Source organism: Daejeonella sp. (assembly GCF_030684675.1).
Lineage (GTDB): Bacteria > Bacteroidota > Bacteroidia > Sphingobacteriales > Sphingobacteriaceae > Daejeonella.
Window position 1 is genome coordinate 1 of the sequence record NZ_JAUXXZ010000046.1, and the last position, 14,855, is coordinate 14,855.

Consider the following 14,855-nt stretch of genomic DNA (forward strand, 5'->3'; position numbering starts at 1 on the left):
TAATTTGTCTATAGCTTATCAACATCAACAAATTAAAACAGACATAAACAAACAGATGAAAAAAGTAATTATAACATTCGCAATTGCAGCAGTATCCTTATTAAGTACCAAATCATTTGCACAGACTGCAAATTTGAACATCACCATTTCTGATGTCTTATCATTCAGTGTAACTCAGCCGGCATCATTGGATGTGAACTTCGATACAGAAACAAATTCTACAAACAAATTCAATATTTCTTACTTGATTGGTGCAGGTGGTGCATAGGCAGGTAAAGCAACAGGTTTAAATGTGGTACCGGTAGTTTATACAGTAACACAACAATAATTTTATGTTTGTTTTGGTTGAAATGAGGCTCTTCGGAGCCTTTTTTTGTTTTCGGAATTATTGAAACCGGTTCTTTCTTTTACAAGGATATAGCAGGATATTGACTTTATTAAATTAATTTTGACAGATACCCTTCTATTTAATATCTGATATATGCGTATAAGTTTTCATGGTGCTGCAAGGAATGTAACCGGGAGTAAGCATTTAATTTCTCTTGATAATGGAATAAAAATTTTACTTGACTGTGGGATGTTTCAGGGCATGGGCGAAGAAACTGATCAACTGAATGAGCATTTTGGATTCAACCCTGCAGAAATAAATTATCTTATCCTGAGCCATGCCCATATTGATCATTGCGGACTCATTCCCAGATTAATAGCCCAGGGATTTAAAGGTGAGGTGCTCTGTACTGCAGCAACCATGGATCTGGCTAGAATTTTACTAATGGATTCTGCAAGAATTCAGCAGCAGGATTCAGATTATAGCAATAAGCACAGGAAACGCAAAGGATTGCCTTTGCTTAAACCTTTGTACACAGAAGAAGATGCCATGCATGCATTGCGTCAGTTTAAGATTATAAAATACAATGCAGAGCATCGGATAAACGAAGATATCAGCGTTCTTTTAACAGACGTGGGCCATATCATCGGCAGCGCAGCTGTTCACCTTTCAATAAAGGAAAATGCTAAGACAACACGTTTAACCTTTAGTGGTGACGTTGGTCGTTACGGTGATCTGATCCTCAAGTCGCCCGAGACCTTCCCGCAATCAGATTATATCCTTCTTGAATCAACTTATGGTGATAGTTTGCATGAGGATGCTGAACCGGCGGAAAATTTACTCAAAGAAATCATTTATCAGACCTGTATTTTGAGGGGTGGTAAGGTAATTATCCCTGCATTCAGTGTTGGCCGTACCCAGGAATTACTTTATTCTTTGAATCATCTTGAAGAAAGAGGAATTCTGCCTGATGTAAAATATTATGTCGACAGCCCGCTATCCATCAAAGCTACAAATGTGGTTAAAAGCCATCCTGAGAATTTCAATAAGCACGTTCAGGATGTCATGCTTCACGATGATGACCCTTTTGATTTTAAAAATCTAAGTTTTATTCAGGATACAAGTGCTTCTATAGCCTTAAATACTGATCCGGAGCCTTGTGTAATAATTTCTGCTTCAGGAATGGCTGAAGCAGGGAGGGTTAAGCATCATATAAAAAACAATATCACTGATGAAAAGAATACCATTCTTATGGTAGGTTATTGCGAACCAAACTCACTAGGGGGAAGGTTAGCGGCAGGAAATAGTACAGTGACTATTTTCGGCGAAGAGTTTCCGGTTAGGGCTGAAATAAGGTCAGTTCGTTCTATGAGTGCTCATGGTGATTATAATGATTTGTTACAGTTTATTGCCTGTCAGGATCCTTCAAAGGTTAAAAAGGTATTTTTGGTACATGGCGAATATGATGTTCAACAAAACTTCGTGAAAAAGATCCTGGCCAAGGGATATAAAAATGTAGAGATCCCTGAAAGGCATCAGGAATTTATTCTGGATTAAAACAGGTAAAATTGCCTATTTTCAATTATTGTTAGATTAATACTATGAAATACCTCTTACTAAGTTTATTTATTTTCTCTGCATTTTCTGGCCACTCGCAAACTGTAACAATCAGGCAGGATCAGCAGATTAAAAAAATGGTGGATGAAGTATCTGCACAGAATATAGAGATGATCGTCAGAAAACTCGTGACCTTTGAAACAAGACATAGTCTGAGTGATACATTAAGTACCACAACCGGAATTGGCGCCGCCCGCAACTGGATTAAATCAGAGTTAGAACGTTATTCGAAAGCCTCAGGAGGGCGATTAAAGGTCGAATTCGATACGTTTACGCAGCCTGCCGACGGCCGGAGAATTGCAAGCCCAACTATCATGAAGAATGTTTTGGGAATACTTCCAGGTACAGATCCAGCTGATGACCGGGTATTTATTGTTTCAGGTCATTATGATTCAAGGGCATCTGATGTAAACGATTCTAAGATATTTGCTCCGGGTGCAAATGATGATGCTTCAGGAACAGCTGCTGCTATTGAACTGGCCCGTGTGATGAGTCAATATAAATTTAACTGCACCCTAATATTTGTAGCCATGGTTGCAGAAGAACAAGGCCTTTATGGAGCAGCGAATCTTGCGAAAAGAGCAAAAGCTGAAAAGTGGAACCTGGCGGGGATGATCACCAATGATATTGTGGGCAATACTTATGGGATGGAAACGGGTATTAAGGATAATAATAGTGTTAGAATCTTTAGTGAGGGGGTATCAGGCGTAGAAAGTCCTGAGGAGGCTGCCCGCAGAGCCAGTACCGGATCTGAGAATGATGGACAGGCACGGCAATTTGCTCGCTATTTGAAAGAAATTGGTGAAAGATATGTGGATCAGTTGAATGTGAAGCTGATTTATCGCCGTGACAGATATCTTAGAGGTGGTGATCATACTCCATTTTCACAACAGGGTTTTGCGGGTATCAGAATTACTGAAATGAATGAAGATTTTGACCGCCAGCATCAGAATGTAAGGAAAGAAAACGGTGTGGATTATGGAGACCTCCCTGATTTTGTGGATTATAATTATACTCAGAAAGTAACAAGAATGAATCTTGCCTCCCTTGCAAATCTTGCTCTAGCACCTCGTGAGCCTTTAAATGTGGGTGTTGTAACCAGCGGCCTGACTAATAAAACGGTACTTAAGTGGGAGAATCCTGTTGGAGAGAAACCTGCCGGATATTATGTGGTGATGAGAGAGACTACAAGTCCGGTTTGGGAGAAGAAATTTTTCATTACAGGTAACACTGCCAGCCTGAACTACTCAAAAGACAATTATTATTTCGGAGTTCAATCGGTAGACGCTGATGGACATGAAAGTCTGGTGGTGATTCCGAAGTCGGTTCGTTAATTATCTGATACTACGTTTGTTGATTACAAAATAGCCAATGGCGAATGTTAGAACTGCCACAATTAGGCTCACATAAATCTCCTGGCTCATCAGGTCGAACTCCATTTGTTCATTCTTATTATTCAGAACCTGCTTCATCATACTTTGCAATGCCAGCATCGGATGTGTATAAGGAATTGTGAATGCGTATTTCCAGCCCAGATTCGCAGTGATTATTCCGAAAATAGTGAGCACGAATCCGATGCCCATCGGCTTTAAGAAATCAGCCCAAAGCAGGCTAAATAAAAACTGAATGGATAAGATTCCCATTGAAGCAAGGAAAAGTTTAAGGTGTAACTTGAACAGGATACCTGAAATATCAAACTGATTGAACTTTAATTCAGGATTTAAAACATTCAATAAATACCCTGAAACAATAATAAAGCTGGCAAACAATGCTAAGCAAAGTGCATTCAAAAATACCACGTAAACATATTTGGCTGAATAAATGCTCCATTTGTGTATGGGAAGAGAGAACAGGCTTTTCCACATTTCAGCACGATGCTCTATATTATTTATAGAAAAGGTTTGGAAAATGATCAGGATTGGAAGAATGAGGCTGCCCATCACGCCTAAAAATGCTCCTGTGAATCTGAACCACTGCATTTTGGCAGAGAGAAACATTATTTTATCAGCATGGGTATAAAAACCGGCTGTAATCAGGATACATAAAATTAGCGGCAGTAATATAGCTGAAAGAAAAGCAAGGGTTTTTCTGGTCTTGTAGAATTCAGATTGAATTGAAAGTAAAAATCCCAGCATTTTATATTTGAGTAATGGATAGGAATAAATTTTCCAGATTTTGTTTACTCACTGTTAAGCTGTAAACTTTGTGATCATATTTTACAAGCAAGCTATTAATCTCTGCACTATGTTTTTCTGATAGGTAAGGTATGAGGATCGTATCTGATAAAATTTCTGCCTGATAACCATTTTTGCATAAAAGTTCCCTCGATCTGACCAGGTCATTGGTTTGGATCTCAAGATGTTTCTTACTGACATTATGAAGTTCTTCTATTGTTCCCTGAAAAAGTAATTTTCCACGATTTATAATTCCAATATGGGTAACCATTTTTTCGACCTCCGAAAGGAGATGACTTGAAATGAAAATGGTTTTCCCACGTTCTTCTACCAGTTTGCGGATAAGTTGCCTGATTTCAATTATTCCATTTGGGTCAAGTCCGTTGGTTGGTTCATCCAGAATCAGCAATTTTGGATCATGCAGAAGTGCAAGGGCGATTCCAAGTCGCTGTTTCATGCCCAGGGAATACTTGCCTGCCTTTTTATTTGCATGTTCCGTCAGATTTACCAGATCGAGCATTTCATTAACCCTTGTGGTATTTACATGCAGGAGCAAGGCTCTGTTCAGTAAATTTTCCTTTCCGGATAAATGAGAATATATTGCCGGCTGCTCAATTAATGAACCGATTCCTGAAAGTATTTCTATTCGATTTTTATTCAGGTCTTTGCCAAAAAGAAATACCTTTCCTTTTTCGGTCTGGAGTAGATTAAGCAGCACCTTAATAGTTGTAGTCTTCCCTGCTCCGTTAGGCCCAAGAAATCCATAGATACTTCCCTCCCTGACATTAAGGGAGACCTGATCAAGAACCAGCTGATTACCAAATCGATAGGATAGATTCCTGGTTTCAATAATCAACCCTGGCTTCATTTATTATTTGAGGACAGTGCTGACAAGGTTCTTGAGTGAAGGTACCTGAAGTTTTAATCCTGCACGCTGTTTTTCAACAGGGATTTCATTATTAAGATTTGAAACCAGTAATCCGATAAGCAGGAATAATGGAACAAGTAACATTATGAATGGAGATACGCAATTGGTTAATTTTTTCATATTTTCCTTTTTTGATAGAACAAATAAATACTTAAAAAAACTCTTGCTGAAATCTATTAGACCAAGGGGCAATTTTTACAGACCAACGGTACTTTTTATGCATCCTATAATTGATAGCTTGTATTTGCTTGTTGGCAGATTGATTTGGCCTGTTGGTCGAAACTGAATACTTTAAACCGGCGGAAAAGCTATTTTCGATTATGAATAAATCTATGCGGGTTCTTACTCATATTATTGTTTGGATCGCATTACTGTTGCTCTTTATGTTTATGGGCAGTAATGGTAAGATTGTGCACAAGACAGTAGTTGTATTTGTCTACTTCGGATTAATTAATATCACGATTTTTTACATTAATTACCTGTTCATTCTTCCCACATTCCTGAACCGTAAGAAGTATTTGTGGTGTGCAATTGTCATACTTTTTCTGGTACTCATTTCGTCTTTTGTGAAATGTGGTTTAGCCTATTATTTCTATGATATAATAATTAAGCGGGATTCCGGAAAGCATATCATGGCTTTCTGGGACTATTTTATGAGTGCCGCATTTGTAAGTTGTCTTTTTATCTTCCTCAGCGCTGTTTTAAAATTCGTTACCGATTGGTTTTCAAATGAAAAAATTAAAAGCAACCTTGAGAACGAAAAACTGATTTCGGAGCTGGCTTTTTTAAAATCTCAGATCAATCCCCACTTTTTGTTTAATTCATTAAATAATATCTATTCACTGGCATATCAGAAATCAGAGAAAACCCCTGAGGCTATTTTAAAACTCTCTGAGATCATGAGGTATATGCTTTATGAAAGCAATGAAGATAAAGTGGCTCTTGCAGATGAGATACGCTACCTTGAAAATTATATTGAACTTCAGAAATTAAGATTTAAAGATAATAGTTATATCAAATTTGAAATAACTGGGGAGGTAGAAGCTCAAAAGATCACACCACTGGTACTTATTTCCTTTGTTGAAAATGCTTTTAAACATGGAGTAGCTACTGATAAGGAAGTGCCAATAAGTATACTTTTGAACATAGAACCCGGTAAGATATTCTTCAGAACAATTAACAAAAAGAGCAATCAGAACAAGGATGAAACCGGGGGAATAGGTTTGCAAAATGTTCGCAGGAGGCTGGACTTATTATACAAAGACAATTATGAACTGCATATTCAGGATAAGAATGATATTTATAATTGCGAATTATATCTAAATTTATAGAATGATACGTTGTCTGGTAGTTGATGATGAGCCTCTGGCTTTGGATATTCTTGAGGATTATATCAAAAAAGTTCCATTTTTGACTTTGGTAAAAACCACAACCAGCGCTATTGAAGGCTTATCTTTGGTTCAGAGCGGTGCCATTGACCTTGTTTTTTTAGATGTTCAGATGCCCGAATTGACAGGAATTCAGTTCTTAAAAATAATAAATGGCAAATGCGATGTTATACTCACTACGGCCTATTCGCAGTATGCTTTAGATGGATATGAGCTGGATGTAGTGGATTACCTTCTTAAACCAATTGCCTTCGATCGTTTCTATAAGGCAGCTCAAAAGGTTCTTCAGAATAAAGGCAATAATCATTCACCTGTTCCCGAATCACCTGCTGTTCAACAAAACAATCATGACTTTATTTTTGTAAAAACCGAACATAAGATCCAGAAAATATACCTTGATGATATACTTTACATTGAAGGCCTGAAAGATTATATATCTATTTTTACAGCAACAGAAAGGATAATAACCCTGCAGAATATGAAGAAAATGGAGGAGTCATTGCCCCCTAAGTCCTTTATCAGGGTTCATAAGTCCTATATCATATCACTGGGTAAGATTGAAAGTATAGAGCGAAGCAGAATTCAGATCGGAGATAAGACTATTCCAATTGGTGATACCTACAGAGATTATTTTTTTAGGCAAATTGAAGACAAGAATATAGGATAGATTTACTTCGTTTACTTTCAGAGAGCCTTTTTTATAGACTCTTCTGTATAGTTCATAATTTCTTCCATCGATTTGCCATCAGGGTCAAGGGGTTCCAGAACCTCCCAACTCATTCTTTCGCCAAAGCTTAATGGAAATGCACCGAATTGCACCAGTTTCCAGGAGTTTCTGATTACAATAGGTACTATAAGTGCATTAGGAGCCTTTTTTAAAATTGTAGCAACACCGCCTATAGCAAATGGCTTTAATTTACCATCCTTTGAGCGGGTTCCTTCGGGGAAAATAACAGTCGACCAATTGTTGGCTTTCATTCTTTCGGCCAGTTTTAGAATTTCTACAACCGCCTGTTTACTGTCTTTTCTGTCAATATTAGCACCACCTCCATATTTCAGATTGAATGAAATGCTTGGGATTCCCTTTGTTAATTCAATTTTCGATATAAACTTAGCATGTTGCTTCCTGAGGAACCAGATGAGGGGAGGAATATCATACAAACTTTGATGATTGGCTATAAAAATTATCGGCCGTTTATCGGGTAATTGGTAAGGATTTTTGAAACTTATCGAACTTCCCATGAGGTAATAGGTGCTCAGCAGGAAGAAGTTCATAAGATCGACTGATTTTTTGTGTGTTTCCTGACCGCCAAACTTAAAACATACCCATTGAATCGGATGAAACAGGCAGAGGAAAAACCCAAAAAATAAATAGTGGATCGGTGAAAAGATATAGCCTAAAAATTTATTCATATAGTTTTATTATGCGGATGGGAAACCATCAATTAAGCCAGTTTATTCGTTAAGTACAAAATTTTCACTTTTAAAATTGCTGCAACACTTAGTGAATCTGTTATTTCGCCATTTAAAACCATTTGATATGCGGTTTCAAAAGGTAATTTACGAACAATCAAATCTTCGCTTTCTTCCGGACTTGATTCGCCAAATCTAAGTTGTCTTGCGAGATAAATAATACCCAGTTCATCACTCACAGAATTAGACAGATGAATTTTTTGAATCTCTATCCATTCTTCTGCTTTAATTCCTGTTTCTTCCAATAATTCCCTTTGGGCACTTAAAACCGGATCATTATTAAGTAAACCGCCACCTTCCGGGATTTCCCAACTATATTGCTTCAGGGGAAAGCGATACTGTCCAACAAGCCAGGTATTATTTTCCTCATCCAGCGGGATAATCCCAATAGCCAGGTTTTTAAAATGGACTTCACCGTAAATTCCATTCCCGCCACCCGGATTAATTACCTGATGTTCAGTCAGACTAATCCATGGATTCTCATAAATCTTTTCACTCGAAAGGGTTTTCCAGGGGTTTAGGTTCGGATGCTTCATCAGTACAATATTAAACAAAAAAGCCTTCTTTCTGTAAAGAGAGAAGGCTTTAAAGTGTTATAATTAGGTATTAAGCCAGATTGAAGGCTTTTTTAACCTGATCAATATAATCTAGTTTTTCCCAGGTAAACAGCTCAACTTCTACAGTTTTACTATCTCCGTTATTTCCTAAGAACGTTTTAGTTACCACCTCATTTTGGCGGCCCATATGACCATAAGCTGCGGTTTCAGAATATATTGGATTACGAAGCTTTAAGCGGGTTTCGATTCCGTATGGAGTCATGTCAAAAATAGAAGATATTTTTTGTGCAATCTCACCATCATTAAGTCCAACTTTGGCAGTTCCGTACGTATCAACAAAAATTCCCATTGGATCTTTAACACCAATTGCATAAGATACCTGTACCAGAATTTCACTACAAACTCCTGCGGCAACCAGGTTTTTAGCAATATGACGGGTTGCATAGGCTGCTGAACGATCCACTTTTGAAGGATCTTTTCCTGAGAATGCACCACCCCCATGTGCACCCTTACCACCATAGGTATCTACAATGATCTTACGACCTGTTAATCCGGTGTCTCCATGAGGTCCGCCTATCACGAATTTTCCTGTAGGATTGATGTGGTATTTGATCGCATCAGTGAAAAGCACCTGAAGCTCTGGTTTAAGTTGTGCTTTTATTCTTGGAATTAAGATAGAGATGATATCCTCCTGAATCTTTTTCTGCATGTTTACTTCTGTGTCGAAGTCATCATGCTGAGTAGATACCACGATCGCATCGATACGAATTGGTCTGTGGTCATCACTATATTCTATAGTTACCTGTGATTTCGCATCCGGGCGAAGATATTTAATTGCAGAATTCTCTCTGCGCAGTACAGCAAGTTCTGTTAATATCTTGTGCGCAAGATCTAATGCCAATGGCATATAGTTATCGGTTTCGCCTGTAGCATAACCAAACATCATTCCCTGGTCACCTGCACCCTGGTCTTGTTTTTTAACTCTGTCTACTCCTTGATTGATATCAGCGGATTGCTCATGAATTGCAGAGATAACACCACATGAATCAGCCTCGAACATATATTCAGATTTGGTGTAGCCAATTTTACGAACCACTTCACGGGCAATTCTTTGCACATCAAGGTAAGTTTGTGACTTAACCTCTCCGGCTAATACAACAAGACCTGTTGTAACCAGGGTTTCGCAGGCAACCTTTGAATCAGGATCCCAGGCTAAGAAGTTATCGATTAATGCATCTGATATCTGATCAGCCACTTTATCCGGGTGACCTTCTGATACTGATTCGGAGGTAAATAAATAAGGCATAGAGTTTTAATTAATATTTAAAAATAAGAGATTTCGTAAAATGCAGAAAGCAGATGGAGTGTTTTGATCGATGTAAAAACCGGCAGAATGTTTTAGCACTTTTTTTTACGTGGTTGCAATCAACGCAAATCGATCCACTTTTTTGCAAGGCAAAAGTAGGATAAATATTATGTTCTAAAAAATTTAAGAGTATTTTTGGAGTTAAAATCTAAATTTAGTTGAAAAGAAAAATTTTATTCGTTATCAATCCGATTTCAGGTGGGAAAGCCAAATATAATTTTCCGAAAAAGATTGATAAATATCTGGATAAGAGCAAATTTGACTATGAATGTGTCTTTACAGATTATCATGGTCATGGATCTCTTCTGGCAGTTGAAGCGATCAGAAATGGTGTAGATATTCTGGTTGCAGTGGGAGGTGATGGCACCATAAATGAGGTAGCAACAGAAGTTGAGGGAACTGATAAGTTAATGGGAATCATACCATTTGGATCAGGGAACGGACTGGCCAGATCTTTGGGGATTCCAATAGCGGAGGTTCAGGCTATCAAAAGAATAAATAATCTTCATGTTAGTACAATCGATTCAGGCACTTTTAATGGCAGGAAGTTCTTTAATATGGCTGGTATCGGATTTGATGCACAGATCAGTTCACGTTTTGCTGAAAATGTTAAACGCGGTCTCAGTAGCTACATTAAAATAGCATTCTCAGAAGTTTCTAATTATCGTTCTCAGCATTATCGTTTGACCATAGATGGAAAAGAATATGAGCATCAGGCATTTATGATTAGCGTTGCTAACTCGTCGCAGTATGGGAACAACGCGCATATTTCTCCTTTCGCCTCCCTGAATGATGGCATGCTGGATATTTGTATCCTAAAACCATTCCCGCTTTATAAGTTTCCTGCATTGGTGCTTAGAATGTTCAGAAAGAATACTCATAAATCAAATTATTTGGAGATAATTCAGGGCAGTAATATCACTATTAAGAGAGAGAGTGATGCGGCTGTTCATCTGGATGGAGATCCCTTTAATATGGGGACAATACTGAGTATAGGAGTTAACCCACATTCTTTAAATATTCTTAATTAATTATGTCTAAAAAGAATAAAGGTCTTCAGGGGGTTGTATATTCTACAGATCCTGACTTTGGTTATATTTCTGATGATCTTGAAATCCAGGAAACTCCCGAACCCCGACTGCAGGATTTGAGGGTACAACTCGACAGGAAACAACGCGGGGGGAAAGCGGTTACACTGGTTACTGGTTTTGCAGGAAAACAGGAAGATCTCGAGCAGCTTGCTAAAAGGCTTAAACAGAAATGCGGTGTTGGTGGGTCAGCGAAAGATGGTGAAATTATTATTCAGGGAGATTTTCGTGAAAAGGTTTTGGCTTTACTTCTTGCCGAGGGGTATAAAGCTAAAAAATCCGGAGGCTGATTGGAGCCTTTATCGTATTGAAATTAAGGGCTTTATGCCTTAGTGTTAAAATTACAATTAGCTGATTTTGAGACAGTTTTATTGTAATGATGAAAATTTTACTCCGTACCTTTGTAAAAATCTTGTTATAAAAGGAATGGATACCAATAAAATTTCGGCCGAAAGGTTAGATCTTGCATACCTGAAGCTTAAGCAGGAAAAATCAATTTATCATCAATTATCTCCGGCTGCTTTAATTGAACAGGCCATTCTGAACGGAGAGGGTAAACTTGCTGAAAGCGGAGCTTTTGCTGCAGATACAGGTGAGTTTACCGGCAGGTCTCCTAAAGACCGTTTCATTATTTACGACAATATTACTTCGGATACAGTGTGGTGGGGAGATATTAATATTCCGATGAGTCCCGATAATTTCGATGCCCTGTATGCCAGGGTGCGGAACTATCTGTCTGATAAAGATATTTATGTTCGTGATTGTTATGCTTGTGCAGCCGAACAGTACAGAGTGGATATCAGGATAGTTTCGGAAACTGCCTATCAAAATCTTTTTGCAAATAATTTATTCCTTCGGCCAGAGCTGGTAAATCCTGATTCTCAGCCTGAATGGACAATTATTACTGCACCCGGATTTCTGGCTGAACCTACAAGGGACGGAACCAGACAGCATAATTTCTCTATCATAAATTTTTCAAGCAAGATCATTCTGATCGGTGGAACCGGTTATACAGGAGAGATAAAGAAAGGAATATTCTCTGTTTTAAATTTCATCTTACCTCAGCAGCACCGGGTTCTTTCCATGCATTGCTCTGCTAATAAAGGTAAGAAAGGAGATACCGCTTTGTTTTTTGGCCTGTCGGGTACTGGCAAAACAACCCTTTCTGCAGATCCTGACCGGGCACTTATTGGTGATGATGAACATGGCTGGGATGAGGAGACAGTATTTAACTTTGAAGGTGGTTGCTATGCCAAATGTGTAGATTTAAGCCAGGTGAAGGAACCCCAGATTTTCAAAGCTGTAAAGTTTGGGGCATTACTGGAGAATATTAATTTTTTTGAGAATACAAGGATCGTTGATTTCAGCAATACACATAAAACAGAAAACACAAGGGTAGCTTATCCCATTGATTATATTGATAATGCCCTTATCCCTTCGATAGCACCCGGACCCAGGAATATCTTTTTTCTGACAGCTGATGCATTTGGAGTGCTGCCTCCGATATCCCGATTGAGCAGATCACAGGCTATGTACCATTTTATTTCAGGTTATACAGCCAAAGTTGCCGGTACAGAAGCTGATGTTGCCGAACCCCAGTTAACATTTTCGGCTTGCTTTGGAAAGGCCTTTCTACCCCTTCATCCGGCTAAGTATGCAGCGCTTCTTGGAAAGAAAATAGTTGAAGGAGATATAAATGTATGGCTGGTTAATACCGGATGGACAGGAGGAGCATATGGAATAGGTACAAGAATGAAGCTTTCATATACCAGAGCAATGATCAGTGCTGCCCTAAATAACGATTTGAATTTAGTTCAATATGAACAACATCCGGTTTTTGATTTGGCTATGCCATTGTCCTGCCCCGGTGTGCCTTCAGAAATTTTAAACCCACGTACTACCTGGAATGATAAAGAAGCCTATGATCAGAAAGCTTTAATTCTGGCACAGGCATTTGTATCAAATTTTAAACAATATGAAGAATACACTGATAATGAGATAATTAGTGCTAATCCTAAAGTATTTTTAAATGTTTAGCCTTTAAAATCCTTCAGCAAATTTGCAATTGCAATAAAAAATAGTTTTCATTGTAAAATGATTATCAGGTTTTGATGATAATCATCTTTTAGAACGGCACGTTTCTTGCCACATTCTAGGGATGGCTTTGACAGGATTGAATAAATAGGATTAATAAATTCACAAAAAATTTTTTATTAACTCGAAAATTATATTTTTGTTATCCCGAACTAATTGGGAGACAAACAAATTATATTTTTAAAAATCATAGAAAATTAACATTAACATAATAACACCAAACAAAAAATCAATTAACTTATATTATCTAATCAACAACTAAAACTAAATTTTAAAAAAATGGCGAACGCACCAAAACCAACAACAGCTAAGAAAGAGAGCTCTGGTTCAAGCATTTTTGCAAGTCTATCTATTGTGATGTGTATTCTTGTCGGAGTACTGTTATGGAAATTTGTAATGGGAGATCCTGCTAATTTTGAAGGTGGAGATCCTGAGAACGGTCACCCACTATCAGGTAACTACTTCGGAATGGTTTACAAAGGAGGATATGTTGTACCAGTACTGATGGGTTTATTCCTTATGGTGATCGTATTTTCATTCGAGCGTTTCTTTGTTATCGGAAAAGCTACTGGTAAAGGAAATGTTGACCAGTTTGTTAAAAAGATTCAGGGATTCATCGGTGCCGGAAATATTGATTCAGCTATTTCAGAATGTGATAAACAAGCAGGTTCTGTTGCGAATGTTATCAAATCGGGATTGAAGAAATACAAAGAAATGGAAGTTGAACCTAAGATGGATACTGAGCAGAAATGTCTTGCAATCCAAAAAGATATTGAAGAAGCAACTGCTTTAGAGATGCCCATGCTGGAGCAAAACCTGACTGTTATAGCAACTCTTGTATCAATAGGAACTTTGATGGGACTGTTAGGTACGGTAACAGGTATGATTAAGGCCTTCGCGGCATTATCAACTGCAGGTTCTCCGGATCAGGCAGCTCTTGCAAATGGTATTTCTGAGGCCTTGATCAATACTGCAACTGGTATTGCTACTTCTGCTTTGGCAATTGTTATGTATAACCTATTTACTTCTAAAATTGATAAATTGACATATGCTATCGATGAGGCAGGTTTCTCTATCGTTCAAACATATGCAAGTACTCATAAATAATAGTTTTTGAAAATTTATTCCGGGCTTTATGGAAAATCCGGAATATTTTCATCTCTATAGTAAATAGTTAATAATTAAAAAATAAGCAATGCCTAGAATTAAAGTTGCCAGAAAGAGTACAGCTATCGACATGACAGCAATGTGTGATGTGGCGTTTTTGTTGCTTACCTTCTTTATCCTAACAGCAACAGCCCGTCAGCCAGAGCCTCTTCCTGTTGATACCCCGGCATCAACAGTAAAGTTCAAACTGCCTGATTTGGATATAGCAACACTGACTATCGGTCAGAAAGGTAAAGTGTTTTTTGGAGTACCAGGTCAACCTATCCGCAAGCGGACTCTTGAATTGATGGGCGAAAAGTATCAGATCCAGTTTACAGATGAGGAAAAGACTCGTTTTTCAGTAATGGAAAGTTTTGGGGTTCCAATTGGTAATCTGAAGCAGATCATCATGATGAAAGGCGACGATCGGAATAAAGCCGGATTGCAGCCTGGAATTCCTACTGATTCAGTAGGTGTGCGTCCATCTGAATTACATGACTGGTTATTATCAGCCCGTTATGCAACCAAAGAGCTTAACAATGTTGATATGCGTGTCAGTATTAAAGGTGATTCAAAAGAAGAATACCCTGCAATTAAGAAAATATTGGGAATCCTTCAGGATCAGAATATTAACAAATTTAGTCTGATCACCTCTTTGAGGGCAGACGAAAAGTAATTCGTAAAATTAATATAAAA

General features: G+C 38.0%; 16 protein-coding genes. 10 read left to right on the forward strand and 6 right to left on the reverse strand.

Features of this window, described 5'->3' with window-relative positions:
* The 3 genes from Q8M41_RS09630 to Q8M41_RS09640 form a co-directional block, all read left to right on the forward strand.
* A partial coding sequence (locus Q8M41_RS09630; protein WP_305365051.1) for a hypothetical protein occupies nucleotides 1–268 on the forward strand: 268 nt, incomplete at its 5' end.
* Nucleotides 269–481: 213 nt separating this feature from the next.
* Entirely contained in the window at nucleotides 482–1,885 is a 1,404-nt protein-coding gene (locus Q8M41_RS09635; protein ID WP_305365052.1) for an MBL fold metallo-hydrolase RNA specificity domain-containing protein, read from the forward strand.
* Nucleotides 1,886–1,929: 44 nt separating this feature from the next.
* On the forward strand, nucleotides 1,930–3,279 hold the full coding sequence (locus Q8M41_RS09640; protein WP_305365053.1) for a M20/M25/M40 family metallo-hydrolase: 1,350 nt from the start codon (nucleotides 1,930–1,932) through the stop codon (nucleotides 3,277–3,279).
* Here Q8M41_RS09640 and Q8M41_RS09645 read toward each other — a convergent pair whose 3' ends face one another.
* The 3 genes from Q8M41_RS09645 to Q8M41_RS09655 are packed head-to-tail and all read right to left on the reverse strand — an operon-like array spanning nucleotide 3,280 to nucleotide 5,167.
* A complete protein-coding gene (locus Q8M41_RS09645) occupies nucleotides 3,280–4,080 on the reverse strand; it encodes an ABC transporter permease (RefSeq protein ID WP_305365054.1) in 801 nt (266 codons plus the stop codon).
* A gap of 1 nt (nucleotide 4,081) precedes the next feature.
* Nucleotides 4,082–4,987, reverse strand: a complete 906-nt coding sequence (locus Q8M41_RS09650) for an ABC transporter ATP-binding protein (RefSeq protein WP_305365055.1) — start codon at nucleotides 4,985–4,987, stop codon at nucleotides 4,082–4,084.
* 3 nt (nucleotides 4,988–4,990) lie between these two features.
* Nucleotides 4,991–5,167, reverse strand: a complete 177-nt coding sequence (locus tag Q8M41_RS09655) for a hypothetical protein (protein WP_305365056.1) — start codon at nucleotides 5,165–5,167, stop codon at nucleotides 4,991–4,993.
* 200 nt (nucleotides 5,168–5,367) lie between these two features.
* Here Q8M41_RS09655 and Q8M41_RS09660 point away from each other — a divergent pair, with 200 nt between their 5' ends.
* Entirely contained in the window at nucleotides 5,368–6,378 is a 1,011-nt protein-coding gene (locus Q8M41_RS09660; protein WP_305365057.1) for a sensor histidine kinase, read from the forward strand.
* Nucleotide 6,379: 1 nt separating this feature from the next.
* Nucleotides 6,380–7,102 carry a LytTR family DNA-binding domain-containing protein gene (locus Q8M41_RS09665; protein ID WP_305365058.1) on the forward strand — a complete coding sequence of 241 codons (723 nt, stop codon included), beginning with the start codon at nucleotides 6,380–6,382 and terminating at the stop codon, nucleotides 7,100–7,102.
* A 17-nt stretch (nucleotides 7,103–7,119) separates the two neighbouring features.
* Here Q8M41_RS09665 and Q8M41_RS09670 read toward each other — a convergent pair whose 3' ends face one another.
* From Q8M41_RS09670 to metK, 3 genes are all read right to left on the reverse strand, one after another.
* Complete coding sequence (locus Q8M41_RS09670) at nucleotides 7,120–7,848, reverse strand: 1-acyl-sn-glycerol-3-phosphate acyltransferase (protein WP_305365059.1); 729 nt, start codon at nucleotides 7,846–7,848, stop codon at nucleotides 7,120–7,122.
* A 32-nt stretch (nucleotides 7,849–7,880) separates the two neighbouring features.
* Complete coding sequence (locus tag Q8M41_RS09675; protein ID WP_305365060.1) at nucleotides 7,881–8,444, reverse strand: NUDIX hydrolase; 564 nt, start codon at nucleotides 8,442–8,444, stop codon at nucleotides 7,881–7,883.
* A 70-nt stretch (nucleotides 8,445–8,514) separates the two neighbouring features.
* A complete protein-coding gene (gene metK, locus Q8M41_RS09680; protein ID WP_305365061.1) occupies nucleotides 8,515–9,771 on the reverse strand; it encodes a methionine adenosyltransferase in 1,257 nt (418 codons plus the stop codon).
* Nucleotides 9,772–9,989: 218 nt separating this feature from the next.
* Between metK and Q8M41_RS09685 the strand changes: the two genes are divergently transcribed.
* The 5 genes from Q8M41_RS09685 to Q8M41_RS09705 all read left to right on the forward strand — a co-directional run bounded on the left by Q8M41_RS09685 (nucleotide 9,990) and on the right by Q8M41_RS09705 (nucleotide 14,835).
* Nucleotides 9,990–10,862, forward strand: coding sequence for a diacylglycerol kinase family protein (locus Q8M41_RS09685; RefSeq protein ID WP_305365062.1), 873 nt, complete (start codon nucleotides 9,990–9,992; stop codon nucleotides 10,860–10,862).
* Nucleotides 10,863–10,864: 2 nt separating this feature from the next.
* Entirely contained in the window at nucleotides 10,865–11,209 is a 345-nt protein-coding gene (locus Q8M41_RS09690) for a translation initiation factor (protein ID WP_305365063.1), read from the forward strand.
* Between the two features lie 136 nt (nucleotides 11,210–11,345).
* Nucleotides 11,346–12,956, forward strand: coding sequence for a phosphoenolpyruvate carboxykinase (ATP) (gene pckA, locus Q8M41_RS09695; RefSeq protein WP_305365064.1), 1,611 nt, complete (start codon nucleotides 11,346–11,348; stop codon nucleotides 12,954–12,956).
* Between the two features lie 336 nt (nucleotides 12,957–13,292).
* Nucleotides 13,293–14,120, forward strand: a complete 828-nt coding sequence (locus Q8M41_RS09700) for a MotA/TolQ/ExbB proton channel family protein (RefSeq protein WP_305365065.1) — start codon at nucleotides 13,293–13,295, stop codon at nucleotides 14,118–14,120.
* An 88-nt stretch (nucleotides 14,121–14,208) separates the two neighbouring features.
* Nucleotides 14,209–14,835, forward strand: coding sequence for a biopolymer transporter ExbD (locus Q8M41_RS09705; RefSeq protein ID WP_305365066.1), 627 nt, complete (start codon nucleotides 14,209–14,211; stop codon nucleotides 14,833–14,835).
* Nucleotides 14,836–14,855: the final 20 nt, after the last annotated feature.

Bases quoted from the DNA above. Each gene is read 5' to 3' on its own strand.
- Q8M41_RS09635 (WP_305365052.1), top strand. From the start codon at position 482: ATGCGTATAAGTTTTCATGGTGCTGCAAGGAATGTAACCGGGAGTAAG.
- Q8M41_RS09640 (WP_305365053.1), top strand. From the start codon at position 1,930: ATGAAATACCTCTTACTAAGTTTATTTATTTTCTCTGCATTTTCTGGC.
- Q8M41_RS09645 (WP_305365054.1), bottom strand. From the start codon at position 4,080: ATGCTGGGATTTTTACTTTCAATTCAATCTGAATTCTACAAGACCAGA.
- Q8M41_RS09650 (WP_305365055.1), bottom strand. From the start codon at position 4,987: ATGAAGCCAGGGTTGATTATTGAAACCAGGAATCTATCCTATCGATTT.
- Q8M41_RS09655 (WP_305365056.1), bottom strand. From the start codon at position 5,167: ATGAAAAAATTAACCAATTGCGTATCTCCATTCATAATGTTACTTGTT.
- Q8M41_RS09660 (WP_305365057.1), top strand. From the start codon at position 5,368: ATGAATAAATCTATGCGGGTTCTTACTCATATTATTGTTTGGATCGCA.
- Q8M41_RS09665 (WP_305365058.1), top strand. From the start codon at position 6,380: ATGATACGTTGTCTGGTAGTTGATGATGAGCCTCTGGCTTTGGATATT.
- Q8M41_RS09670 (WP_305365059.1), bottom strand. From the start codon at position 7,848: ATGAATAAATTTTTAGGCTATATCTTTTCACCGATCCACTATTTATTT.
- Q8M41_RS09675 (WP_305365060.1), bottom strand. From the start codon at position 8,444: ATGAAGCATCCGAACCTAAACCCCTGGAAAACCCTTTCGAGTGAAAAG.
- metK (WP_305365061.1), bottom strand. From the start codon at position 9,771: ATGCCTTATTTATTTACCTCCGAATCAGTATCAGAAGGTCACCCGGAT.
- Q8M41_RS09690 (WP_305365063.1), top strand. From the start codon at position 10,865: ATGTCTAAAAAGAATAAAGGTCTTCAGGGGGTTGTATATTCTACAGAT.
- pckA (WP_305365064.1), top strand. From the start codon at position 11,346: ATGGATACCAATAAAATTTCGGCCGAAAGGTTAGATCTTGCATACCTG.
- Q8M41_RS09700 (WP_305365065.1), top strand. From the start codon at position 13,293: ATGGCGAACGCACCAAAACCAACAACAGCTAAGAAAGAGAGCTCTGGT.
- Q8M41_RS09705 (WP_305365066.1), top strand. From the start codon at position 14,209: ATGCCTAGAATTAAAGTTGCCAGAAAGAGTACAGCTATCGACATGACA.